This window comes from Thermosyntropha sp. (assembly GCF_017656155.1).
In the GTDB taxonomy this organism is placed as follows: domain Bacteria; phylum Bacillota; class Syntrophomonadia; order Syntrophomonadales; family Syntrophomonadaceae; genus Thermosyntropha.
Genome location: NZ_JACDOH010000001.1, coordinates 259,790 through 282,405, shown reverse-complemented (window position 1 = coordinate 282,405; position 22,616 = coordinate 259,790). Strand labels below are relative to the sequence as shown.

The 22,616-nt window shown below is 37.4% G+C and carries 20 protein-coding genes and 2 pseudogenes; 6 read left to right on the top strand and 16 right to left on the bottom strand.

Annotation, left to right across the window (positions count from 1 at the left end):
- Window positions 1-93: 93 nt before the first annotated feature.
- Window positions 94-2,268, bottom strand: coding sequence for an acetyl-CoA hydrolase/transferase C-terminal domain-containing protein (locus H0Z36_RS01450; protein WP_296863191.1), 2,175 nt, complete (start codon window positions 2,266-2,268; stop codon window positions 94-96).
- A gap of 314 nt (window positions 2,269-2,582) precedes the next feature.
- Between H0Z36_RS01450 and H0Z36_RS01445 the strand changes: the two genes are divergently transcribed.
- A complete protein-coding gene (locus H0Z36_RS01445) occupies window positions 2,583-3,350 on the top strand; it encodes a 3-hydroxyacyl-CoA dehydrogenase (protein ID WP_296863189.1) in 768 nt (255 codons plus the stop codon).
- A gap of 42 nt (window positions 3,351-3,392) precedes the next feature.
- Here H0Z36_RS01445 and H0Z36_RS01440 read toward each other — a convergent pair whose 3' ends face one another.
- The 3 genes and pseudogenes from H0Z36_RS01440 to H0Z36_RS01430 all read right to left on the bottom strand — a co-directional run.
- Window positions 3,393-4,562, bottom strand: a complete 1,170-nt coding sequence (locus tag H0Z36_RS01440; RefSeq protein WP_296863187.1) for a MalY/PatB family protein — start codon at window positions 4,560-4,562, stop codon at window positions 3,393-3,395.
- A gap of 397 nt (window positions 4,563-4,959) precedes the next feature.
- A complete protein-coding gene (locus H0Z36_RS01435; RefSeq protein WP_296863184.1) occupies window positions 4,960-5,115 on the bottom strand; it encodes a S1 RNA-binding domain-containing protein in 156 nt (51 codons plus the stop codon).
- 86 nt (window positions 5,116-5,201) lie between these two features.
- Window positions 5,202-6,182 (bottom strand): annotated as a pseudogene (locus H0Z36_RS01430) (integrase core domain-containing protein); the annotation flags it as partial.
- A gap of 472 nt (window positions 6,183-6,654) precedes the next feature.
- Between H0Z36_RS01430 and H0Z36_RS01425 the strand changes: the two are divergent.
- Both H0Z36_RS01425 and H0Z36_RS01420 read left to right on the top strand, forming a co-directional pair.
- Window positions 6,655-6,918 (top strand): hypothetical protein, encoded by a 264-nt coding sequence (locus H0Z36_RS01425; protein ID WP_296863182.1) that lies wholly within the window; start codon window positions 6,655-6,657, stop codon window positions 6,916-6,918.
- Window positions 6,919-7,563: 645 nt separating this feature from the next.
- Window positions 7,564-7,836: a hypothetical protein gene (locus tag H0Z36_RS01420; RefSeq protein WP_296863180.1), complete on the top strand. Its 273-nt coding sequence runs from the start codon at window positions 7,564-7,566 to the stop codon at window positions 7,834-7,836.
- Between the two features lie 804 nt (window positions 7,837-8,640).
- On the opposite strand, the gene H0Z36_RS01415 is transcribed toward H0Z36_RS01420, so the two are convergent.
- Entirely contained in the window at window positions 8,641-10,773 is a 2,133-nt protein-coding gene (locus tag H0Z36_RS01415) for a Tex family protein (protein ID WP_296863178.1), read from the bottom strand.
- Window positions 10,774-11,031: 258 nt separating this feature from the next.
- Between H0Z36_RS01415 and H0Z36_RS01410 the strand changes: the two genes are divergently transcribed.
- Window positions 11,032-11,610, top strand: coding sequence for a DNRLRE domain-containing protein (locus H0Z36_RS01410; RefSeq protein WP_296863176.1), 579 nt, complete (start codon window positions 11,032-11,034; stop codon window positions 11,608-11,610).
- Between the two features lie 179 nt (window positions 11,611-11,789).
- On the opposite strand, the gene H0Z36_RS01405 is transcribed toward H0Z36_RS01410, so the two are convergent.
- The gene (locus tag H0Z36_RS01405; RefSeq protein ID WP_296863360.1) at window positions 11,790-12,623 is read right to left on the bottom strand and encodes a transposase; all 834 of its coding nucleotides are present in this window, start codon (window positions 12,621-12,623) and stop codon (window positions 11,790-11,792) included.
- A 36-nt stretch (window positions 12,624-12,659) separates the two neighbouring features.
- A pseudogene (locus H0Z36_RS01400) lies at window positions 12,660-13,007 on the bottom strand (transposase); the annotation flags it as partial.
- 590 nt (window positions 13,008-13,597) lie between these two features.
- Here H0Z36_RS01400 and H0Z36_RS01395 point away from each other — a divergent pair.
- Together H0Z36_RS01395 and H0Z36_RS01390 are read left to right on the top strand one after the other, a co-directional pair.
- Complete coding sequence (locus tag H0Z36_RS01395; RefSeq protein WP_296863175.1) at window positions 13,598-14,353, top strand: hypothetical protein; 756 nt, start codon at window positions 13,598-13,600, stop codon at window positions 14,351-14,353.
- A complete protein-coding gene (locus H0Z36_RS01390; RefSeq protein ID WP_296863173.1) occupies window positions 14,322-14,774 on the top strand; it encodes a hypothetical protein in 453 nt (150 codons plus the stop codon). Before H0Z36_RS01395 ends, H0Z36_RS01390 begins: the two co-directional genes overlap by 32 nt.
- A 224-nt stretch (window positions 14,775-14,998) precedes the next feature.
- Here H0Z36_RS01390 and H0Z36_RS01385 read toward each other — a convergent pair whose 3' ends face one another.
- The 9 genes from H0Z36_RS01385 to fabG form a co-directional block, all read right to left on the bottom strand.
- On the bottom strand, window positions 14,999-15,859 hold the full coding sequence (locus H0Z36_RS01385) for an ABC transporter permease subunit (protein ID WP_296863171.1): 861 nt from the start codon (window positions 15,857-15,859) through the stop codon (window positions 14,999-15,001).
- A 34-nt stretch (window positions 15,860-15,893) separates the two neighbouring features.
- Window positions 15,894-16,748 carry a betaine/proline/choline family ABC transporter ATP-binding protein gene (locus H0Z36_RS01380; RefSeq protein WP_296863167.1) on the bottom strand — a complete coding sequence of 285 codons (855 nt, stop codon included), beginning with the start codon at window positions 16,746-16,748 and terminating at the stop codon, window positions 15,894-15,896.
- A 1-nt stretch (window position 16,749) separates the two neighbouring features.
- The gene (locus H0Z36_RS01375) at window positions 16,750-17,817 is read right to left on the bottom strand and encodes an ABC transporter substrate-binding protein (protein ID WP_296863165.1); all 1,068 of its coding nucleotides are present in this window, start codon (window positions 17,815-17,817) and stop codon (window positions 16,750-16,752) included.
- 141 nt (window positions 17,818-17,958) lie between these two features.
- The gene (locus H0Z36_RS01370; protein WP_296863163.1) at window positions 17,959-18,642 is read right to left on the bottom strand and encodes a TrkA C-terminal domain-containing protein; all 684 of its coding nucleotides are present in this window, start codon (window positions 18,640-18,642) and stop codon (window positions 17,959-17,961) included.
- 300 nt (window positions 18,643-18,942) lie between these two features.
- Entirely contained in the window at window positions 18,943-19,581 is a 639-nt protein-coding gene (locus H0Z36_RS01365) for a flavodoxin family protein (protein ID WP_296863161.1), read from the bottom strand.
- 22 nt (window positions 19,582-19,603) lie between these two features.
- Entirely contained in the window at window positions 19,604-20,254 is a 651-nt protein-coding gene (locus H0Z36_RS01360; RefSeq protein ID WP_296863159.1) for an HAD family hydrolase, read from the bottom strand.
- 54 nt (window positions 20,255-20,308) lie between these two features.
- A complete protein-coding gene (locus H0Z36_RS01355; protein ID WP_296863157.1) occupies window positions 20,309-21,049 on the bottom strand; it encodes a flavodoxin family protein in 741 nt (246 codons plus the stop codon).
- An 80-nt stretch (window positions 21,050-21,129) separates the two neighbouring features.
- Window positions 21,130-21,585, bottom strand: coding sequence for a response regulator (locus H0Z36_RS01350; RefSeq protein ID WP_296863155.1), 456 nt, complete (start codon window positions 21,583-21,585; stop codon window positions 21,130-21,132).
- Window positions 21,586-21,664: 79 nt separating this feature from the next.
- Window positions 21,665-22,408, bottom strand: coding sequence for a 3-oxoacyl-ACP reductase FabG (gene fabG / locus H0Z36_RS01345; RefSeq protein WP_296863153.1), 744 nt, complete (start codon window positions 22,406-22,408; stop codon window positions 21,665-21,667).
- Between the last annotated feature and the right edge of the window lie 208 nt (window positions 22,409-22,616).

Genomic DNA, 22,616 nt, shown 5'->3' with positions numbered 1-22,616 from the left:
ATAGATTTATACAACCTTTAAAAAGCTCTAAAAATAGTGAAAATAAGGGGACTGATTATCCCCTTATAAAAAACAGCTTATTAATCAATGCTATTATATCCATTTATTATTCCTCAAAGCAAAAACCACCATTTTTCTCATAAATCTTTCTTTTAAACCTTTAGGGCTATCCAACTGCATCATTTCCAGATATTTTACGGCAGACCGTGGAACCGGCCTTAAGAGCTCTAAAAATAAACCACTTGTCATTTTAAGAGGATAGCCGGTAGAAAGTGCTTTTAAAGCTTTGAGAGAACCGCCAAGTATTATTTCATCTTCGGTTAGATCAGTTCCGAAAGGATAAGGCTTAAAATACCCCTGTTTTTGATAAGGTCCCAAAATGGAAGCAATCTTTTCGGGAGTATTGTTTCTATACTCAGGAGGTATATCATAATTTTTAGGTATAAGTTTGGCCTTTTTCGCTTGTTCGAGGAGCCGATCCTGGAACCTGGAATCAGCAATCTTAATCATTTCCATTACCACTTCTTTATGTGGCTTACCTCTTATATCGGCAATCCCATATTCGGTAACGATAATATCCCTCAAGTGTTTAGGAACAGAACAATGTCCATACTTCAAAACTATATTAGATTTGAGTTTCCTCCCTGTTCCCTTGGTGCTCTTAATCATAATTATAACCCTCGCATCCGGCAAAGCATGACCCATAGCTACGAAATTATACTGTCCACCTATACCGCTTACTACTCTTCCGTCTTCAAGCTGGTCAGAAGCTACTGCCCCCAAAAGAGTAGCTACCATGCCGGTATTTATAAAGCGGGCATCTTTGCGCTGAAGTGCTCTTAACTCTTCTCCCCCATACAGTTGGTTAACCTTATCAACCCCTGACATGCCAAAAAGTTTCCTCTCTTCTTCACTCATCGTATTAAGCGCATCATAAAAAAACTTAGGCCCTATAAAAAATGCTCCTAAAAGAATCTGCCCGTTTAAAAGCCTTTTCCCTAAAATTTTTCTGATTTCTCGGCGCGCTCTGTCATCATTCATATCAGCAGAATATCTTTCTTCTCCATCTATGATAAAACCATCTTCGAACCTTAAACCAGGCTTTAAAATACCAAAATAGGTCAAAAAATTAAAATCTTTTTGATTAATTTGGGGCTTAATAGCTTCCATCTCTAATAATTTATCTATTATATCTTCTCTTATATTATCAGGATCTAATTCTTCCGCGTTTATAAGTTTCATCAAAGGAATGCTTTCAAAAACCCGGCGCTTTAAGATGCCATTTTTATACATCTGTATAAAAGCATCTATAAACATTTCAGAGGAACCATAAAGCCCTTTTTGCAAGGGTTCCAGTCCGCCTATTCTATCAATAAGCTTGCCATATCTTCGTGGGATTTCCAACTTATTAATAATCTCCCTGTAAACATCATTATGTTCATTCCGCATAATAAGCCCGGAAACAATTGAATCCCCTAATGCTCCAATCCCTACCTGAATAGTTCCTCCATCCTTTACTAAGGTACTTACATTGAGACCTATCGCATAATCAGATAAAGCAACCGCATCCTTAGGGGGAGCAAAAAGCGCATAGTCAAAATAAGGCCCTTCCAATATAATATCAAATTTTTCCGGCCCTACTACTGCATCCCCATACATAAAGGGCATATTTTTGTTTACTTCTCCGATAATAGCTACTTTTTCTCCACTCATTCTTTTTTTCATTGTTAATTCCATAGCTTCCAGGGTCACATCAGGATTGCAAGCAGTGGAATACATCTTTTTTCCGTTAATTTCACCAGAAGCTAAAAGTATTCCCACAACATTAACTCCGAATTCAGATGCGTCACGGGGAATATGAGTGTAGTTAGAGGCCAGGTGGTTTTGTTGAAGTTCAGCGGAATGCAAATTAGCTCCTGCTTTGCAGAAAAACTCGTAGATTTCCACATTAGAAGGAAGTTCTCCTTCCCTATAATCAATTATATAATCAAAGTCTGGTACTCCAGCAAAAATTCTTTCTGATAAAGGTTTTAAAAATCTTCGTTCAATTTCTGATTGGCCGCGCGGCTTCTCTAAAGAAAGAGCGGTAACAATTTTAAGCTTTATTTCAGGATCTTCCTTAGCCCTTCGATAAAGTTCATTAATAAGTCTGGCTGGTTTTCCTAAAGCTAAGGTCATAGCAAAAGTAATATCTTTGCCTACATAATTAATAATCTCATCGACACATTTTCGCACATCATCATAAATAGCTCCCTCATTCGGTGTCATTAAATCACCTGCCTCCAAAAATTTTACAAAATCATTAAGGTGTGATGTATTTAATAATATTTTATTAGCCTGCAAAAAATTCCTGCTTAAATTTTGCAAAATTTTTATTATTTAGAATTATCAATTTATTTATCTAAAAAACCGCTCAAATACAAACAATGCATACATATTGCTTAAAATCAATAAAACGAATTTTCTGAATGTGAATTTTTTCTCCACTAAATTACATTTGTGTGATATTATTATGGTATACGGGAGGGTGAAGCAAAATCTTCCCTTATTAACAAAAATATCTAAAAAGGAGTGGGAATGTAATGAAAATCGCTGGCAAAACCGCCATTGTTACCGGTGGAGCTTCTGGTTTGGGAGAGGCTGCAGTTGTTCGCCTGCACAACGCTGGTGCCAATGTAGTAATCGCTGACCTGAATGAAGAAAAAGGTAAAGCATTAGCTGAAAAATTAGGAGAAAAAGTTGTTTTTGTAAAGGCCAACATGACTTCAACTGATGACATTAAAAATGTTTGTGCAACCGCCAAGGAAAAATTTGGTGCCATTCACATTCTGGTAAATAACGCCGGCGTAGGCGCAGCCGGACGCACTATCGGCAAAGATGGTCCCTATAACATTGACTGGTTTAGGATGGTTATCGAAATCAACCTGATCGGTGCTTTCAATATGCTGGCACACGCTGCATTTGAAATGGACAAGAATGAACCAGATGAAAGCGGAGAAAAAGGCGTTATAATCAATGTTGCTTCTGTTGCTGCATTCGACGGACAGATCGGACAAGCTGCCTATTCCGCATCTAAAGGCGGCGTAGTTGGAATGACCCTGCCTGTCGCACGCGACCTGGCAAGACACGCTATCCGCGTATGCACTATAGCTCCTGGTATATTCGATACTCCAATGATGAAAGCCCTGCCTGAACCTGCTCGTCAATCCTTGGCACAGCAAGTTCCCTTCCCGCAGAGACTCGGTAATCCTGATGAATTCGCAATGCTGGTAGAACAAATCGTAGTAAATGGCTACCTGAACGGCGAAACCATCCGCCTCGACGGCGCAATCCGCATGCAGCCTAAATAAGCTGATATATTTTAAAGGGGTGGTTTAAACCACCCCTTTTTATCATTTAAAAGCCTCTCTTATCCTTCTGAGTCCTTCTTCCAATATGGTTCGAGGACATGCTATGTTGATGCGCATAAACCTCTTCCCCGCTTCACCAAACCAGTATCCCGGATCTAGAGCTAATTTGGCTTTTTTTATCATTATTTGATTCAATTCTTCATAATCAGCACAAACAGACCTGAAATCAAGCCAAACCAGATAGGTGCCTTCCGGTTTTATCACCTTTATCTGCGGCATATTTTCTTCTATATAACTGATTAAAAAATTAAGGTTGCCCTCAAGATAAGAAAGCAATTGGTCAAGATATTCTTCCCCATAGTTATATGCGGCTTCCAAAGCTACCATGCCAAAGGTATTAATATGCGAAGCCCGATGAATATTAAGCATTTTCTTATAACAAGCTCTATATTCAGAGTCAGGAATTATAACCACCGAAGTCTGAAGCCCAGCCAGATTAAAAGTTTTGCTGGGAGATACAGTCGTTATGCTTTTTCGTGCCAGTTCAGGGCTCAAAGAAGCAAAAGGAATGTGTTTATACCCTGAATAGACCAAATCACAGTGAATTTCATCCGCCACCACTATAACATCATTTTTTAGACATATTTCACCTAAACGAATAAGTTCTTCCTTTTTCCATACCCTTCCTACCGGATTATGCGGACTGCAGAGAAAAAGCATTTTAGCCTTTTTATCTTTGACTTTATCCTCTAAATCATCAAAATCCATATAATATCTTTCATCTTTAAGAAGCAGATTATTTTCTATTATTATACGCTTATTATCACCTATTACATGATAAAACGGATAATAAACCGGAGGCTGAATAATAATTTTATCCCCTTCTTCAGTAAAAGCGCGAACGATTAGATTTAATCCTGTAACTACTCCGGGACTGAAACACAGCCACTCACGCCTCAAATCCAGATTATGCCTTCGCTTAAACCATTTAATAACAGCTTCATCATATGCATCTGTCTTTCTGTTATAGCCAAAAATCCCCTGTTTAGCCCGGGCAATCAAGGCATCAATAACCGGCTCTGGAGCCTTAAAATCCATATCCGCAACCCACATGGGAAGGAGGTCTTCTTCCCCAAAAATATCCTTTACTCCGTCCCATTTCATACTCCCGGTGTTTTTGCGATCTATAATCTCATCAAAATCATAAGGCATAAAGTTCGCTCCTTAAAGTTATTTATTCACCTTAATATAGTATACAATAAAACCTCCTTTCTACTTATCTAAAACCAAAACTCTACAGCTCTTATGGATCCTTTTAGATGTAGTATAAGCGTCTGCCATTACTAATAATAACTCAATCTAACTTCCAATCTTTGCTGTAAATAAGTTAGATCCGACATAAATGCAGCCGAATTTAAAATTTTATTTTTTATATTAATATGCTTATTAGCATTCCCCAGCCCACAAAAAACAAGGGAAATCTTATCTGCCTCCTCGCGTTTCATTATACAGAGACAAATAAAATCCCCCTCATTCACCATTATCAATCTCAAATTCTAACGCTTCATAGTAAGACCAATTCGTCCTTTTTTAACATCTCTGATAAAACTTATGCCTCAACCTTATTCCTTACCGAGACCATTTCTAAAGGATGGCGGACATAGTTGTGTGAAAGCTCGGAAATATGCACAAGTCCGCTTTTCTTTACCTCCATATCCACAAAAACTCCAAAATCAACTATATTGGTAACTGGTTCCTCTAACATCAGCTATCTAAAGTTTTGCCTTAATTATTCCTTCAATATTCCGTATTAATCTAACTAATAACGGCTTGACCCTCCAAATCCGGAGATTATGCACTAAAAGATTCAAGTTTTACAGAATTACTCATAAATGCTTCGTAAAATCCATTTGGAGTCATAAAATTTATACTTCCATTTCTTCGGCGCTGATTATAAAATTCCATATATTCTGTTATAACCTGGTAAGCATCCATAAAGCTGTCAAACTCATTTTGGCTGTAGCACTCATCTTCTAAAATTGCGTGGAACGATTCTGTATGAGCATTTATATTGGGCGTTTTTACAGGGATTCTTTCATGGAATAATCCTAATTCTTCCATCGTTTTTTTAAATTGGTTAGCTGTAAATTGTGGCCCATTATCTTCTTTATTTTAGGAAGCTTTATTCCTTTAGTAAGTTTCCTTTTTATTGAGGAGTTCTTTAAGACTTTGACAGCGTCTTTAGCTGTGCAGGATAATCCCAGATGATAATCAATAACTGAACGATCAAATACATCTATAAGTGACAATTGAAAGAAAAATACGTTTTTTACGCTGAGGTTTAAGAATATTAAGCTCCTTACAAAGTCTGTAAACTTTTTTACGGTTTATTTTAAGGTCATAATCTTCTCTAATACAGATGGTAAGTTTGTTATAACCATAGGAAAAGTCGTCACCGCAAACTAATTTGCACAAGAACTCTTTTATTTGTTCATCAGGTATTTTTTCTCCTTTACCGGTAAGGGAATACCCGGGAACAGGTCTTCCCCCATTGTTTTCAGGAGCAGTATATTCTTCAGACTTATTTTTCTCTGAAATGCTGCATCTTCTGGATATATTTTCATAATATGTGGATGGACAAAGCCCGATTTCTCGCTTTCTTTTTGCCTGATCTTTAGGTAATGGATTTAATGAACCTGTTTGTTTGATTTTTCGCATCCAGTTTCGAATAGTGTTAGAAGAAATATTATGTCTGCGTGCAACCAGTGCTATATTGCTAATTTCCTGACATTCTTTTATTATTTGTTCTTTAAATTCCCAGGTATATTCTCTTTTTTTATATTATTAATTACCCCTCGTTTTTAGTTCTTATCTTATCACTTAAATGCTTTTTCTCCAATTCGGTTAGGGGGCTAGATAGATAATTACAAATTACAATTATTTCAGTAATTTATTATACTGTCATCACTCAAAAAATAATTTGTTTTTCTCAAATCCATTCTTTAAAATCTCCAATTTAAAATTAAACACCATTAAACTTTTCTTTTTGGATTGACTTTATTTTTTTTTTTGGGTTATTTTATAAACAATAGAAATAAGTGGTTATTGTTTTAAAAGTTGTAAGGAGGTGGTTTAATTGCTTGTTTGAAGACTAATTAAATTCAATAAGTTTTAATAAAGTATATAACCTTAAATTACACCAGCAAATTGACCAAATTTTGTTCATAAATATAAAAACAAAAATATAAATAGCTTAATTCACGCACAAACCTACTCATGGGTGTTAAAAGGGAGGTAATAAAGTGTGAGTGTTCAGAAATCAAAAAAAATTTATTGGAAGCAACTAATTGCAACTATAATCATGTTATCATTAATAACAACCCCAGCATTAGCCGGATATGCAGCAACTCAATATATTGATCAAAAATTCAAATTAAACTTTGTTGTTCTTAACAACAAACATAATAAATATATGCTTAAAAAAGCACTTGCAGATGACAATGTTAAACTACTGATAAAAACATTAGCTGGTGACAATTATGTTATCAAAAAATCAAAGTCTTTATAATGTACATTAGGAAAGAAAATCGGTAATATAGTAATCTTATGGCTTAACAACAACGTAAGAATTGCATATTCGAATACTGATGGAAAAACAAGATATACTGCTGGAATTTTCTCCTCATCAGGTAAAAAAGTCGATATATATGATATCGTTGATGGTCAAGTTATTTATTCCGGATCTGTTGAAGCTACCGGCGATGAAATTAAAACTACTATCAATTCAAATTCTGATAATCCAAAGGTTAGTATTGAAAAACAAAATGCAGTTATTAAACTATCCAAACATAGTGCATGTGTTAAGGTATGCGATGCTATAACAAGCTTTGGATGTAATGGTTTCGGCGCCTGGAAATGTGCAGTAGTTTGTGGTGGTCTAGAAAACATTCCATGTGAAGTTATTTGCTTCGCAATCTGGTGGGCTGTATGTTACGCTTTTGATAAGTATAAAGATTGTGAAAACCTTTGCACATCCTATGGTTATTAGTAACCAGTTCAAATCATGATAGGACTTTAGAAGTCCTATCATGATGTTATTTTGCTTCTTAAAACATAACAAATACACCAAAATACAGTTATTTTAATATATTAATAAACGAAAATTAACTTTTTCTACTAACATTCTCACAAGGAGGCAAAACTAACACACTATGTGGCATATATATTTTATCTTTATAATCATTTTAATAATATTGTTTTTTTAAACAGAAAGTCAAAAATAACCGCAAATTTTTTCTTAGGCTTTATAATCATGATGATCGCTACTCTATCAGCTAACATAATAAAAAAGTATAATAATGCTTTTCTGCCAGGATTAATTACCGGAGTATCCGTAATATTAATCGCCTATTTTCTTATTTATAAATACCATGAAAAACGCTTTAATTCAATAAAAAAAACTAAAAGAGGGATACGCCGTGATTGAAAAAAATTTTTATAGATACACTACTGCTCTATGTTTAATTAACACTTTATTGCTCATTTATACAGCCTGGACTAAATATAACCCTGCAAACACAAACTGTGAGTCGTGTAACGGTAAATTCCTTTTTCTTCCTATTTCCGATGCTGGCATAGCTTTAATCGGAGCCGGAGCTGCATTAATGCTTTGCTTGTTAATGTCTTTATCACTACGGTTTAACTGGTGTAAATACTTAAGCTTGATAATTGCTGCTTTGTGTGCAGTTATCGCTTCTGCATTACAATTTTCTCAATTCAAATGGGCCCCGCAAATATGTTATTATTGTCTGATCTCAGCCATTATATTTTATGTTATATTTGGAATTTTAGCATACACTGTCACATTTAACCACATCATCAACCCCAAAAACTAACATTTTAGCACTTCTCAGGATAAAATCTCAAAAACAACAATCATGTCTTTTCTTCAGACATAAACAGGTGTACTTATAAACCAGAAATTATTTCCATAGGCCAACGCATATGCCAACGCATATATAAAAATTAACACCAGCACCGCAAAGATTGCAGGACTGCGGGTTCCTTATTCCAATAGGAAACTTCCTTCTTATTATGCAGCTATTTTATTTATAAAGTCGGATAAAGGAGCAGCCGTAGCCGATTTCATATGATGATATGATGGTATGCTGGAACCTTTATCCGGCAATCTTTTTGGAATGCAAGCTGTTCAAAAACATCCTGGAAAAATAAGTGTGAAGAAATCAAAACAATATTTTAACTCCCTATAAAAAGTTCTAAAATACTATCGCTATATCCTCATACTCAAAGCAATTCTCCCTTTCTCCGCATCCACCGATAAAACTTCCACCTCAACTACGTCTCCTACCGTCACTACTTCCATAGGATGACGCACAAAATGGTGTGATAATTCGGAAATATGAACAAGTCCGCTGTTTTTTACCCCTATATCAATAAAAGCTCCAAAATCAACCACATTGGTAACTGTACCTTTAAGCCTCATCCCAGGCTTTAGATCTTCCAGAGATAGAACATCCTGTCTGAATATAGGCAGAGGTAGCTCCTCCCGCGGATCGCGCTTAGGCTTTATCATATTTTCAATCATGTCCTCCAAGGTAGGAACTCCTATTTCAAGCCTTCCAGCTGTTTCCGCTAAATCAAGCTTCCTAATCTTTTCTTTAAGTTCTTCGCTTCCCAGGTCATTTAGTCCCATTCCCAGATAATCTAGAAGCTTTAAAGCAGCCTCATATGATTCAGGATGTATAGCTGTCCCGTCAAGTGGGTTATCTCCTCCTTCTATGCGCAAAAACCCGGCACACTGTTCGAACGCTTTGGCTCCCAACCGTGGAACTTTCAACAGTTCCTTACGATTTTTAAATTTTCCGTTTTCTTCCCGGTATTTGACTATATTGTTAGCAACTGTGCTGTTAATCCCTGCTACATAGCTTAAGAGGGAAGCAGAAGCAGTATTGACATCTACCCCTACATAGTTAACAGCTGATTCTACCACCCAGGTCAGCTTTTCCGCTAGAAATTTGGGATTCACATCATGCTGATATTGTCCCACCCCTATAGATCTAGGCTCGATTTTTACCAGCTCAGCCAGAGGATCCTGCAGCCTGCGGGCGATAGATACTGCGCTCCTTTCAGCCACATCAAGTCCGGGGAATTCCTCTTTTGCCAGCTCAGAAGCAGAATATACGCTGGCTCCTGCTTCATTAACAATAATATAGGCCAGGTTATACTCCTTGTTTTCCTGAATAAACTCAGCCACAAACTGTTCAGTTTCCCGGGAAGCCGTTCCATTTCCTATAGCGATTATATCTATCTTGTACTGTCTTACTAAACGGATAAACTCCTGCTTGGCTTCAGCCACCTTCTGTTGGGGTAAAGTAGGATAAACCACCCCTGTTTCCAGAAGCCTGCCGGTCTCGTCCACAACCGCCCACTTGCATCCTGTTCGATAGGCAGGGTCTACCCCCAAAACCATCTTATCTTTTATCGGCGGCTGCAGGAGTAAATGTCTAAGATTTTGAGCAAAAATTTCAACTGCATGTTCCTCAGCCTTTTTAGTAAGCTCATTTCTTATATCCCGTATAACTGAAGGCTCTATCAAACGTTTGTATGCATCTTCTGCCGCCTTTTGCATATAAGCATCATTAGCCAAGCAAACCGCTCTATAACTTTGCCTGATATGATTCAACATTTTATCTACATCAACCTCAACATCTACCTTTATATATCCTTCCCTTTCTCCGCGATTTATAGCCAATATCCTATGAGGTGGTATTTTGTCTACCGGTTCACTGTAATTATAATACATGCGGTAAACCGAATCCTTTTCTTCATCTTCAGCCCGGCATACCATAATCCCTGTTTTTCGCAGATAATTCCTGACATAGCCCCTTATATCCGCATCATCTGCTATTTCCTCCGCAATTATGTCCACAGCTCCTTTCAAGGCATCTTTTATTGTCACCACCTTTTCCGACAGATATTTCTCTGCTTCTTTTTCCGGATCTCCCTTTTCATACCTTATAAACAAGGCTAAGCCCTCCAACCCTTTTTCCCGTGCAGCAGAAGCCCTGGTCTTTCTCTTCGGGCGGAACGGCCTGTATATATCTTCCACCGCAGTTACATTGCGGGCATTAACAATGCTTTTCTCAATATCCAAAGTAAGCTTACCCTGTTCTGCAATAAGCCTTATAACTTCGGCTTTTCTTTCTTCCAAATTCCTGTACAGGCGCAAAAGTTCCTGAATTCTGCGTATCCCAGTTTCATCCAGGCCACCAGTAACCTCCTTGCGGTAGCGGGCAATAAAAGGCACTGTATTATCATCATCCAAAAGTTTAACCGTATTTTTTATCTGTCTTATATCAATCCCTGTTTCCTCGGCTATCCGGGCTAAAATCTTACCTTCCATTTTCTCCTCCTCATTTTCCAAATATAATCTCTCGGCCACGCCTGATTGCTTTATTATTATATAAAAATTACCCATAAAAAAATAAGAAAATAAGCAGCAAAAACAATGCGCCCAGCCATAAAATACTTATTTTATATTAAACAATAAATTTATCTGCCCTGGCAAAGCCATTCCTTTCTACAAATAACCCCCTTATTCAGTAACACTTTTCCAACAACACCAGTATTATATAGTGAAATCAAGGAAAGGAGGGATAACATGCCTACCCGGATATATTTTACCCCTGAAAAAGACGCTTATATTGCCCAATACTACCCGGATACCAACTTTGGCAACGTACCTTATCTCTATACTAACAGATACCAGGGGGCTAACGATGAATATCAAAGCCTGATAAAATTTGATTTATGCAGCCTGGGATGTAATCAAATTCCCCCCAATAGCGAACTTATTTCAACCAGATTATATCTAATGATCTATCGCAATGAAATCCCTTGTACCACTAGGCTTTACGCCTATAGAATAATGCAGTACTGGGATGAAAACACCGTTACCTGGAATAATAAACCTATGGTTGATTATTCCCAGGCAGTAGGTCATGTTGATATTGACGCCGGATACTTCGGATGGGTAAAGATGAAACTGACTCATAATATAGTTCAAAAGTGGTACAACGGCCATTACAGGAACTACGGGCTGCTGTTAAAATGCAAAGAACCATGTGACAGTCTTATAGGCTTTTACAGCCGGGAATTCCATAATCCCGATTACTGGCCCATGTTGGGAGTATGTTATTATCAAAACTGCTGTAAGGAAAATGAAATAATTTCTATTTGAGACTTTTGCATAACTCAAAAAATCAATATAGCAAAAGCAACTATTGAGTAATAGCATCACTGCAATATAACAGTTAATGCCGATTTTAACAGTTAAATTACATTCTATTATAACCAATTACAGTAATTGGGCATACTTCCCCCTTTGAAGGGAGAGTTCTTTAAAAACCTGATAAAATGCTATGCTGCTGACGACTTAATATTATTTTCCTGGTTAACTGATATTACAGCCGCAATCATTGTTATTGCACAAAGATAAGCATGAGCTTCTACTTTCTTAATCTTACGTACGGTTAACCCGGTTTCTAAGCCTAAGTTTTCTTTAAAGCGGCTGAAGCAACGTTCCGAATAGGTGCGCAAGTTATAAAGTTTTTGCCATTTAGCAGTACCCTGGTGGGGTGTGCAAAACAAGCGAGGATTGTCCTTAACTCGGGTTTTTACTACCATTCCATAGTTGCTTTCAGAACACCAGGCAGAACCAAAAGGACAATTACATTTACCCAAGACATGAGGACAGCGGAACTTGTTTTCACCTTTGTAAGATCCCCAGTATACCATCCTGTAACCAGCAGAACAGATGGGGGTTCCGTTCCAATCCAAGCCTGTTTTAGGCTGTTTAGCACTCCGATTGTTGAGTGCAATAATAGCTTGAGCCTGATACTTATCTCTGATTAGTGAATATACATTGTTTTGGTCATAACCCGAATCCATCAGGTAGTAGCATATCCGGGAATGTATATTCTCAGCAGTTAGTTCCAGAATCTCTTCAACTACACTAGCATCAGTAACATTGGCTGGTGTTACCTTAATAGCTACAGGAAGCCCAGATTTTACGTCAGTTACGATATGTAGTTTATAACCAAACCATTTTATGGGGTTACCATTAGTATCACTCTTAATACCCCAGTTGGCTGATTTCCCATCCTTGGCAATCTTCTTGTTGGGTACTGCCTTTTCATAGGCTTCAACCTTACTGGAGTCAATGGCTACAGCACTAAGATCGAGTAGTCCCATTTCTTCGGCTTGGTTAACTACTGATGAAAACAAGACTTTAAGGCAATCATCTTCTATGATCTTGGAGTAAAAACGGCTAAAAGAGGCTATACTGGGTGTCTTTCCAAAAACCTCAAAGCCACAAACGTAACGTAAATAGCCATCATACTTAAGTCGTTCGACCAGTTGGCTAAAACTATTCATGTTCTCCAGACGCATAGCAATTAGAGCATTTAGCATAGCATAAGTCGGATATGGTTTCGGACCAGATTTACTGTCGGATCTGTTAAATTTGTCAAGAACTGGTTTATAGTCAAGGGTGTTAATTATTTTTTCAAGTCTAGATTGAGGTTGAATTTTTAATGCATCCTCAAAGGAAAAAACACAGCCTTGTCGAATATACATAAGTGACTTCGCCTCCTTGCATTTTGGGTTTCGTCACCTATAAAATTCGGCAAGATAAGGGGTGAAGTCCTTTTTTTACCCCTTAAAAATTCCAATATTTCTTGGGTTAGTTAATATGAAAAAGTCTCATTTAGTTAACCTAATAAACCTGCAGTACCATTTTTTTATAATTTTGCATATTTAGAAACAATATGCCTTTTTGTATAAGATCTGCATCTAGCACAGGCAATTATGAAAAACTTAAAAGGCGGGAAAATTACCCGCCTTTTAAAACTGCAAAAATTATATTTAGCCATTAGATAAATTTTCTGTCATTTTTCTATTTCCAATTCTCATATATAACCCCAATATAAAATTAACTAAAAGCTTTTCTCTTACACTCAAATTGTTATCTTTTCTAACATCTATCTCTTAAAATATATAATCTAAGAATAAATTCCAACCAAAAATTCATTTAAGCTTGTTTTCTTTTTATATTTTATTTTATAATATTTCTAGATTTGGCAAATAAAGGAGGGGTATAAATTGCCTGTCTTGAGAAGCAACTGAATTAAAAACAATCATTATTTTACTGTAAAAGGGATGGGAATATGAGGAAGTTAATAATTGGATTATTGATATGTTTTATAGCTATTTACTCTAATCCTTGTTCAGCCTTTGGATTAGAAGAAGATTTGTATGGTAAAGAAATTATATTAAAAGAGTATCATCTTGACAATAATTTAGATAATATATTGAAAGATGCACAAATCTTTAATGAATTACCAACAGGAGAAAAAATATCTGCTTTTGTAAATGGGCAAAAAGTTAATTGTTATGTTGTCAAAGAAAAATTTAGAGATATTTTAAACCTCCAAACCAATCAAATTGAAAATATTTATCGAATCACAGTTTTTGCTACAGACTCATACACAGACGAAAAAAATCGAACTGACCCCGCTATAACAACCCGTGCTTATGTGCGAGCATATTTTGCAGGAAGCCAGACTAGAGATGGAATGACTTTTAATAGAATATCTAAATGGGAAGGTAGATATGATAGGTTGGATAATACTGTAACATATACTACGACAAAAGTATATGCTAGAGCTTTTGGGGAAACTTATAACGGCACAACGATAGGTAACTCTCCTTTTAATACTGCTTTTACTTCCAGAAATATTGATACTCCCGGACAGTGGTATACATTAAACCCCTATTGGAGTAATGAATATATTGTTCAAACCCCTATTATGGGACAAATGGGTGGAACATATATCGAAATAAAGCGTGGTACTTCTAATCCTTGGACTTTAGAAGTCAGAATACAAGATTATGGTTTACAAGACTGGAGTTTTGGAGGCTAGAAAAAAACTGATGAAAAAACAGACTTCTTTCTGGTTGATAATAATAGCTGTAGCTATCCTTATCTTATCTATATATATTATTTATAAATCCCCTACTGATAATGAACAGATAATTTTCGTCGGCCAGGGGCATGAATGGAAGGCCAAGATGGTAATGACTATAAAAGGGAATGAAGCATCAGAATTTATGGAAATAAAATACATTGGTTCAAATCCAGACGATATCGGAGAAGTTTTTTTCATTTATCAAATGCCTGGAAACAGCGTCAGTGGAAGACGTCACCTGGACAGAGTAACTAAAAGTATTACTTCACATACGTCGAGCCAAGGAGGATTCATACCCAACAATTCTGGAGACAATATAAACCTTAGAATCGAGTGGAATAAAAAGGAAGAAATTTTTGAGCTACAAAGGAAGTAAAGCATCAATATAATTAAAAGGATTGGCTCTTGCCAACCTGCGTCAGGCAGTGGAAAAAGAACAAGAAGGAAAAGCAGGGAAACAGCTTGATGCAGCTACCCGAGAAAAAAAGCTGGAATAATTTTAAGCAGAAGCTAATAAGCCAAGCAAAAATTGAATATAAAAGCTGATTACATTATCATTTCAAGCAGAGAGGCAGGCTAAAAAACCTGCCTCTTTAAATACTATTCTTTTGCCATTCCAGGATTTTGCCACCTTTGAGCAATACCCTGGGTTAAGCGATCTATGATAATAGCCAGAGCCACCACCACAAAACCAGCTTCAAAGCCCTTTCCAACTTCTAATCTGTTGATGGCTATCAAAACATCATAGCCTACTCCTCCGGCTCCAATCATACTGCAGACTATGACCATAGCTAAAGCCATCATCGTCGTCTGATTTATCCCTGCCAAAATTGAAGGCACAGACAGTGGCAGTAAAATCTCCTTCATCAACTGCCAGCGATTAGCTCCAAACGCCTCTCCCACCTCCACCAGATTGTCCGAAACCTGTCTGATTCCCAAATTGGTAAGTCGCACTACCGGAGGAAGGGCATAAATAAAGGTAGCTAATACTGCTGGCACCTTTCCCAAGCCGAATAACATTAAAACCGGAATAAGATAAACAAAACTGGGCAAAGTTTGCATCGCATCCAGTAGGGGAGTCAAAACAACTTCTACCTTGTCTTTTTGCGACATCAAAATTCCCAGAGGAATACCTAATAAAACCGCAAGCAAAACTGCTACGATAACTACCGCTAAAGTCTCCATTGCAGCTGACCAGTAACCGAATATTCCTGCTGACATCAACAGTAAAGCAAGAATTATACTCGAAACCAGTTTCCGCCTGCAGTACCAGTAAATTAAAGCTACCAGCACAATCCAAATCCACCAAGGTATAAATACAAGTAAATTGTATACAGTTAAAATCATGCTCAGCAAGCCTTTGCTTATAGCAGCAAATTGCGCCTCTCCAGCTACATTCAGCCAGGCTATAAATGCATCAATATGACTGCTGATATGATACTCCATACTTTCCGGAAACATAAAGCTTAATCCCCCTGTATCCTGCATTATCATCTTAGGCCGAAGCTATTTTAGAAGCTCCTGCTGAAAGTTCTTGCATTCTATTATGGTCCCCGACAAATCTCTGCACATATTCATTGGCCGGTCTAGCAATTACGTCTTCAGGAGAGCCTATCTGAACAATCTTTCCTGCGCGCATTACTGCCATACAATCCCCTAACCGCACGGCTTCATTAAGATCATGGGTAACAAACAAAACCGTCTTTTTAAATTCCTTCTGCAATCTTATCAATTCATCCTGCATCTCTCTCCTGATCAAAGGATCCAAACCGCTATACGGTTCATCCATTATCAGAAGGTCTGCATCCTGGGCTAATGCCCTTGCAATCCCTACTCGCTGCTGCATTCCACCTGACAAATTATGAGGATAACGACTTTCCCAGCCGGTTAATCCCACCCGTGCAATGACTTCTCGCGCGATAGCTTCTCTTTTATTTTTCTTAACCCCTCTTAGCTTCAATCCGAAGGCCACATTTTCTAAAACCGTCCGGTGAGGCAATAGCCCATAATGCTGAAAAACCATAGCCACCTTATGCCTTCTAAATTCAATAAGTTCCTGCTTTTTCATCTTCGTTATATCCAAACCGTCAAACATTATCTCACCGTGATTTGGTTCAATCAACCGCAATAAACATCTGGCCAGTGTAGATTTACCACTGCCAGACAAACCCATAACAACAAATACTTCCCCCCGCTTAATCCTGAAAGAAACATCTCTTACCGCAATAATTCCCTTTTTTTCTTCAATCATTCTTACATCCTCAGAAGTAAAACTACAACCTGTTAAATTATCTATTCCAAAAACCTTCCATAAATTTTTTACTTCCACCAAATGTTTTGATTCATCCATCCTATTTCATCTCCTTTAAGGCTTTTTCCACTTTTGCAGCAACATCGGCCGGCAACCATGCTTTCCAGGTATCCGGATACTGCTCAAAAAACCAGAGAGCTGCCTTTTCAGCACCTTCTTTGCCGCCACCATTGTCCTGCATATAGGCCAAAACAGCATTATTCTGTTTCAAAGTTGTTTCATAGTTTTTAAGAAACTCGACTACCTCAGGTGCTTTCTCCTCTAATCCGCTGTTTATAGTTATGGTAACCTTACTGGGCGGGAAATCACATCCATAATCCTTTTCCCAAACTTTTTCATCATAAACAGGTTCTTCCAGCTTTATCATGTCATATTTACCCATAATCCAGGTAGGCTCCCAGTAATAACCTAACCACGGCTTTCCTTTCTCATAAGCTGAAGCAATTGAGGTAGCTAAAGCTGCATCTGATCCTGATGAAAAAACATTATAATACTTGCTGAGTCCGTAAGCCTCCATTTTCTTTTCATTAATGGAAGTAACTACCCAACCGGCCGGGCTGTTATAAAAACGGCCCTTACCGGGTTCTTCAGGATCTTTAAACAGCTCCCAATATTTTGCTAAATCCGTTACCTTTTTAAGATCAGGTGCCATAGGTTCTATTCCACGCTCAGGATCACCCTTTATGACATAAGCCGGAACATACCAGCCTTGGCGGGCATCTGCGAAATTATCTCCCAAATCCTTAACATTTCCGGAAGCTATCATCTTGGCATAAGCTTCTCTAATATTATCCACCCAGGTTTCCATAGATATATCTATATCGCCTCTTTCAAGCCCCTGCAAAATAATCATGCTTTCCCCAAAAGTGTAATCAACGGGATAACCATAGCCTTTTTCAATAATAAAACCTGCAATCCGATTATGTACGAGAGCACTATCCCAGCTGTAATCTCCCAATATAATCTTAGGCTTAGTTTCTCCAGCAGGCTTGTCGGTTGTCCCACAGCCCATCCCGGCTAAAACCATCATTGCCATAAGCATAAGTAATCCAGACACCTTCAACATTTTTAATATCTTTTTACTACCATCCACCATCTTACCCATCATACAATCTATCCCCCTTAACTATTTCGTTAGATTTATTTTTGTTCACTAAATCATTATAAACTTTTTTCTTTTGCATAACAACCTGTCCGCAATCATAAGTTGTTAGTCATTTCAAAAAAAATAACCGATAATAATCCTAGTTCATTTTTTATCTTCTTCTCCCTGTACTAATTTTTCAATAGATGATTTGCTTTCTGAAGAACCGACAAAAACCAACAAATCACCCTCCTGAATCAACATCGCCGCATCCGGTGAAAAAATCTCCTTTCCATCCCTGACTATTCCTAAAACAGTTGCACCTGTTTTAGTCCTGAATTCAGCCGAGGACAAACTTTTTCCCACCAAACAAGAGCCTGGTTTTACTTCAATCTCTTCAATCTTTTCCAGCCTTCCGAACATTTTTGTAGTATAACTTACTAAACGGGATAAAGTTTCTGCAATCTTACTGTCAATACGATTTCGCTCTTCCATAAGCCTCATCAATTCTTCACGCATATTCTCGATAGTATAACGAAACTCAAACTCCCGAACAAAAGCTGCTGCAGCATCTTTAGATCCTACAATAATGCCTTTTCCCTGCTTTACTATCACCACATTCATGCTCTGCAGTATTGCTACTGCTCTTCTTACTGTTTCCGGAGAAGTATTATACTGTCCGGCCAGAGTTGAACGGCCATAAAGTTTTTCCCCTTCCGCATATTCATTGCGGGCAATTTTTTTTGCTATATCAAAAGCTATTTGTTCATAGCGCGGCGGCTTTAAATAACTAAGCATTTCCTTTCCCTCGCGATTTTCTTCATTACTTGTTAGACCCAAATCCTTCATAATCAATGCCCTCCATAAAAACAAATCCAAGCTTAAAACAAATTGATATACATTTTATTTTCTAAAAAATTATATAATTATAAAGTTTCATGTCAAGGTTCTGAACATAAAACAGGACCCCCGCAGTATTAGCAAATGAAAATTTTACATATTAACTAACCCAGAAAAATTTAGTTCTTTGTCAAAAAAAGCTTCATCCCGAATCTTATCGTATATTTTAAACAGCCACCAAAAAACAAAACATATTGGATTATATTTCCTTCATTTTTTTGCTTAAAAAATGAAATTATTGCAAAACTCTCAATTATATGTTTTCTTTAACTCTTTAATTTTTGTCTCGGTATCTTTTCTAAGCTTTATTGTCTTTACTAATCTTTCTCCAGCTTTTCTAGATTGCTCTAATGCTTTGTTATCTTGTAAAGCTTCACCAGCTTTAAAAAGACCTAATACTCTAACCATATCTACTACCCTATATCCCAAGGCTTCTAACGGTTTAGACATTGCTTCAGGAGTAAAGCCCATATCTTTTTCGTCATGCTGTTCACAAACCGCTATTACAACAGCATATTTACCTCCCAATACCTCATTAATACCCAGCCAGCAAGAACGGTCATCTTCTGCAAATACTTCAAAACAATAACATCTGTCAATAAAAGCTTTCATGTCAGCTGATATATTATAAAAGTAGGTAGGTGATCCCAAAATAATTCCATCTGCTTCCAAAAGAAGGGGATATATTTTTTGCATATCGTCATTAATTACGCATTTTAAAGTATCCTTACAACCTTCACAACCTGTGCAATCTTTTATGGAATAATCTCCGAGAAAAATTAATTCTGTTTCTGCACCTTCTTTTTGGGCCGCTTTAATAGCTTCTTGTACTAAACAAGATGTATTTCCTTTTTTTCTTTTACTGCCAATAACCCCCAAAATTTTCATTAACGATAAAACCTCCCTCAATCTAAATCAATAAATTTTCAAGCTCTTTTACAGTGCTGACAACATAATCCGCTCCCGCCTTTTCAAGCTCTTCCCTGCCTCCATAGCCGTAAATTACCCCTATGGCCTTTATATTATTGCGATGAGCTCCGATTACATCATGTTTTCTGTCTCCTATCATCACTGTTTTTTCTAAGTCTTTAATATCCATAACCCTTAAAGCCTCTTTGAGGACTTCTCCCTTGTCTACCCGGGTGCCGTCAAGATTGCTGCCTATTACATCAGCAAAGTAATGAATCAAGTTAAAATGCTCCAATATTTTGCGGGCAAAAACAGTCGGCTTAGAGGTTGCGACAATAAGCCTTCCACCTTTCCTGCAAAGCTTATCTAAAAGCCCTCTTATCCCTTCATACACCTGATTTTCATACATTCCCCTGCAGGCAAAATATTCCCGGTAAAACTCCACCGCCTGATAAGCTTCTTTTTCATTAAAATTGTAAAACTCCATAAAAGAATGAGCTAAAGGAGGACCTATAAATTTAGTAAGCTTATCTAAATCATCCTCTTTTATCCCCATCTTATTTAATGCATACTGCACCGATTTAGTTATTCCGACTTTAGGGTCCGTCAATGTTCCGTCCAGGTCAAACAGTATATTTTTATATCTCAACATAATGAAAAACCTCCATACACATAAATCACGGGGCATTCCCCCGTGATTTGATTTCTATAGATTTTCTTTTCTTTTGGCCTCCCACCTGTCAATTTCCCACTGCCAGTATTTATTACCTTCTCTTATAAAGGCTTCCTGATCCATTAAGTCCTGCGTTATAATCCTCATCGTCTCTTCTTTTATAATACCATCACGAACATACTCCTGACCAGCCCGTCTAGTTGCTTCTAGAATTTCCTCTTTCTTTGCCTTAAACGGCGGAGCAACTAAAAACTCGGCAGCCGGACGGTATATTTCGGCTTTTATATTTAAAAGCCCCCGTCCCTCCATAAACTTAAGCCACTCATGGATAGGTTTAAAATGATCCATTTCCGGAAAACCGCATACCGATATTATAATCTTGTCCTTGCTCTTTTCCTCATAACGCATAGGATGAGTACAAATTCCGTCTTTAATTTCAAAAAAAGGCTCTGCAAAAATCATTGTTCGGTCTAAAAAATTCTTAAACAATGCTGTAGGGCCGAAAAAATACATAGGAAAAGCCCATACCTCTAAATCCGCCTCTTTTAAAATTTCGATAATTTTCGGCATGTCATCTTTAAGGGCGCATTTACCCGGTGTTTTCGTCCAGCAGGTATAACATCCCGTGCAAAACTTAATATCATATTCATTAAGGTTTATAAGCTGAATCTTTGCTCCCTCATCACGACATCCTGCAAGAAAAGCGTCTAAAAGCCAGTAAGTCTTGGATATTTTTCCTCTCCGCGGAGAACCGTAAACAGCTGCTATTTTCATAAAAATACCTCCCCTTTTTTAAAAGAGGTATTCTATTTTGTTTGATAAATTCCTTCTTTGAAATAAATATCAAAGAAATTTCATTCTGCTTTTAATTTAGCTCCGCAAAAAGGACAGAAAAAATAATTTTTACCCCCTTTAGTCAAATCTCTTCCACAATAAGGACAAAACCGAAAACTTTCTACCTTTATCTCCATTTTTCCATCAAGTACTTTTCTCAACTGTTCCAGAGTAATCGGAGTTTTAAAAACCCCATCAACCCCTTTATCCTCATAATCTTCCAGATGTAGCGGGGTGCAGGAACAAAGGTAACACTTAATGCGCGGAAACTCTTTTTTTATCGCGAAAACTAGTTTATCTCCTGTTATATTTTGCATGGTGAAATTAACTATAACCGCATCCGGGGCATAATTTTTAAGATACTCAAAAGCAAAATATTCATCTACCGCTTCCGCCTCATAGTCTAATTTAGTAAGCTGGTCTTTAAGAATATACCTTTCCAACCGGGAATCATTTATAATTAAGACCTTCTTCATAAAAAGCCCCCCGGTATAAAATATTATTCTCTTTTTTCGCCCTTTACTCCTAAAATCCTGCACCAATCTCTACATAAAATTAAACTGAAATCCAGCCGCCGTCCACTACCATAACCTGTCCATTTATAAATTCAGCCTTATCCGAAGCCAAATACAAACAGGCTTCCGCAATATCAGCAGCCCTTCCCAATCTTCCTGCCGGAATATCATTTATTAATTCAGCTATTTCTTCCCGATCAAGCTCCGAATCCAGCATCTCTGTCTGTACCGGCCCCGGAGCAATAGCATTCACCGTAATTCCGGAATACCCTGCTTCCCGGGCTAAGGATTTGGTAAAAGCAATAAGCCCTCCTTTGGACGCCGCATAGACAGATTCACAGGAAGCCCCGGTTATGCCCCAAACTGAAGCAATATTTATTATCCTTCCATATCTGCGGCTTATCATGCCAGGTAAAGCCCGGCGGCTGCAGAGAAAAGCCCCTTTGAGATTGATATTAATAACCCTGTCCCATTCCTCAACTGCAGTATCAGTTATCAGCTTCTTAAGTCCCACCCCGGCATTATTAACCAATATATTTACTCCTCCCCAAGTTTTTTCTATCTTTTCAAACATAGCCTCTACCTGGGAAGGTTCTGCCACATCTGCCTTTACTGCTATCACCTCAAACCCTCTTGTCCGCATTTTTTCAAGCAGTGCAAAAGCAGCTTCTTTTGATGAATTATAATTTATAGCTACTTTAGCTCCGGATTCAGCTAGTTTTTCAGCTATTGCCGCCCCTATCCCCCGGCCTGCACCGGTAACTAAAGCTATCCTTCCCTTCATGCTGTCACTTCCTTATGCTGTCTTTTTTCTTTGGAAAAATATAATTTCAGCAGAACCTTTTATCGCAGATTTTATGTTAAACTATTTTAAAAAAGTAAATTTATTATTGTCTTTTCCTTTTTTAACAATAAAATATGGAAATTAAAACACCTTAATTAAGAGAGAGGGATAGTTCCCGTTATTCTCAGCCTTTTAGTATCGATAATAA

What these genes read in the sequence shown, in the direction of transcription:
- H0Z36_RS01450 (WP_296863191.1), bottom strand. Translation starts at nt 2,268, where the DNA reads ATGACACCGAATGAGGGAGCTATTTATGATGATGTGCGAAAATGTGTC.
- H0Z36_RS01445 (WP_296863189.1), top strand. Translation starts at nt 2,583, where the DNA reads ATGAAAATCGCTGGCAAAACCGCCATTGTTACCGGTGGAGCTTCTGGT.
- H0Z36_RS01440 (WP_296863187.1), bottom strand. Translation starts at nt 4,562, where the DNA reads ATGCCTTATGATTTTGATGAGATTATAGATCGCAAAAACACCGGGAGT.
- H0Z36_RS01435 (WP_296863184.1), bottom strand. Translation starts at nt 5,115, where the DNA reads ATGTTAGAGGAACCAGTTACCAATATAGTTGATTTTGGAGTTTTTGTG.
- H0Z36_RS01415 (WP_296863178.1), bottom strand. Translation starts at nt 10,773, where the DNA reads ATGGAAGGTAAGATTTTAGCCCGGATAGCCGAGGAAACAGGGATTGAT.
- H0Z36_RS01410 (WP_296863176.1), top strand. Translation starts at nt 11,032, where the DNA reads ATGCCTACCCGGATATATTTTACCCCTGAAAAAGACGCTTATATTGCC.
- H0Z36_RS01405 (WP_296863360.1), bottom strand. Translation starts at nt 12,623, where the DNA reads ATGGGACTACTCGATCTTAGTGCTGTAGCCATTGACTCCAGTAAGGTT.
- H0Z36_RS01395 (WP_296863175.1), top strand. Translation starts at nt 13,598, where the DNA reads ATGAGGAAGTTAATAATTGGATTATTGATATGTTTTATAGCTATTTAC.
- H0Z36_RS01390 (WP_296863173.1), top strand. Translation starts at nt 14,322, where the DNA reads ATGGTTTACAAGACTGGAGTTTTGGAGGCTAGAAAAAAACTGATGAAA.
- H0Z36_RS01385 (WP_296863171.1), bottom strand. Translation starts at nt 15,859, where the DNA reads ATGTTTCCGGAAAGTATGGAGTATCATATCAGCAGTCATATTGATGCA.
- H0Z36_RS01380 (WP_296863167.1), bottom strand. Translation starts at nt 16,748, where the DNA reads ATGGATGAATCAAAACATTTGGTGGAAGTAAAAAATTTATGGAAGGTT.
- H0Z36_RS01375 (WP_296863165.1), bottom strand. Translation starts at nt 17,817, where the DNA reads ATGATGGGTAAGATGGTGGATGGTAGTAAAAAGATATTAAAAATGTTG.
- H0Z36_RS01370 (WP_296863163.1), bottom strand. Translation starts at nt 18,642, where the DNA reads ATGAAGGATTTGGGTCTAACAAGTAATGAAGAAAATCGCGAGGGAAAG.
- H0Z36_RS01365 (WP_296863161.1), bottom strand. Translation starts at nt 19,581, where the DNA reads ATGAAAATTTTGGGGGTTATTGGCAGTAAAAGAAAAAAAGGAAATACA.
- H0Z36_RS01360 (WP_296863159.1), bottom strand. Translation starts at nt 20,254, where the DNA reads ATGTTGAGATATAAAAATATACTGTTTGACCTGGACGGAACATTGACG.
- H0Z36_RS01355 (WP_296863157.1), bottom strand. Translation starts at nt 21,049, where the DNA reads ATGAAAATAGCAGCTGTTTACGGTTCTCCGCGGAGAGGAAAAATATCC.
- H0Z36_RS01350 (WP_296863155.1), bottom strand. Translation starts at nt 21,585, where the DNA reads ATGAAGAAGGTCTTAATTATAAATGATTCCCGGTTGGAAAGGTATATT.
- fabG (WP_296863153.1), bottom strand. Translation starts at nt 22,408, where the DNA reads ATGAAGGGAAGGATAGCTTTAGTTACCGGTGCAGGCCGGGGGATAGGG.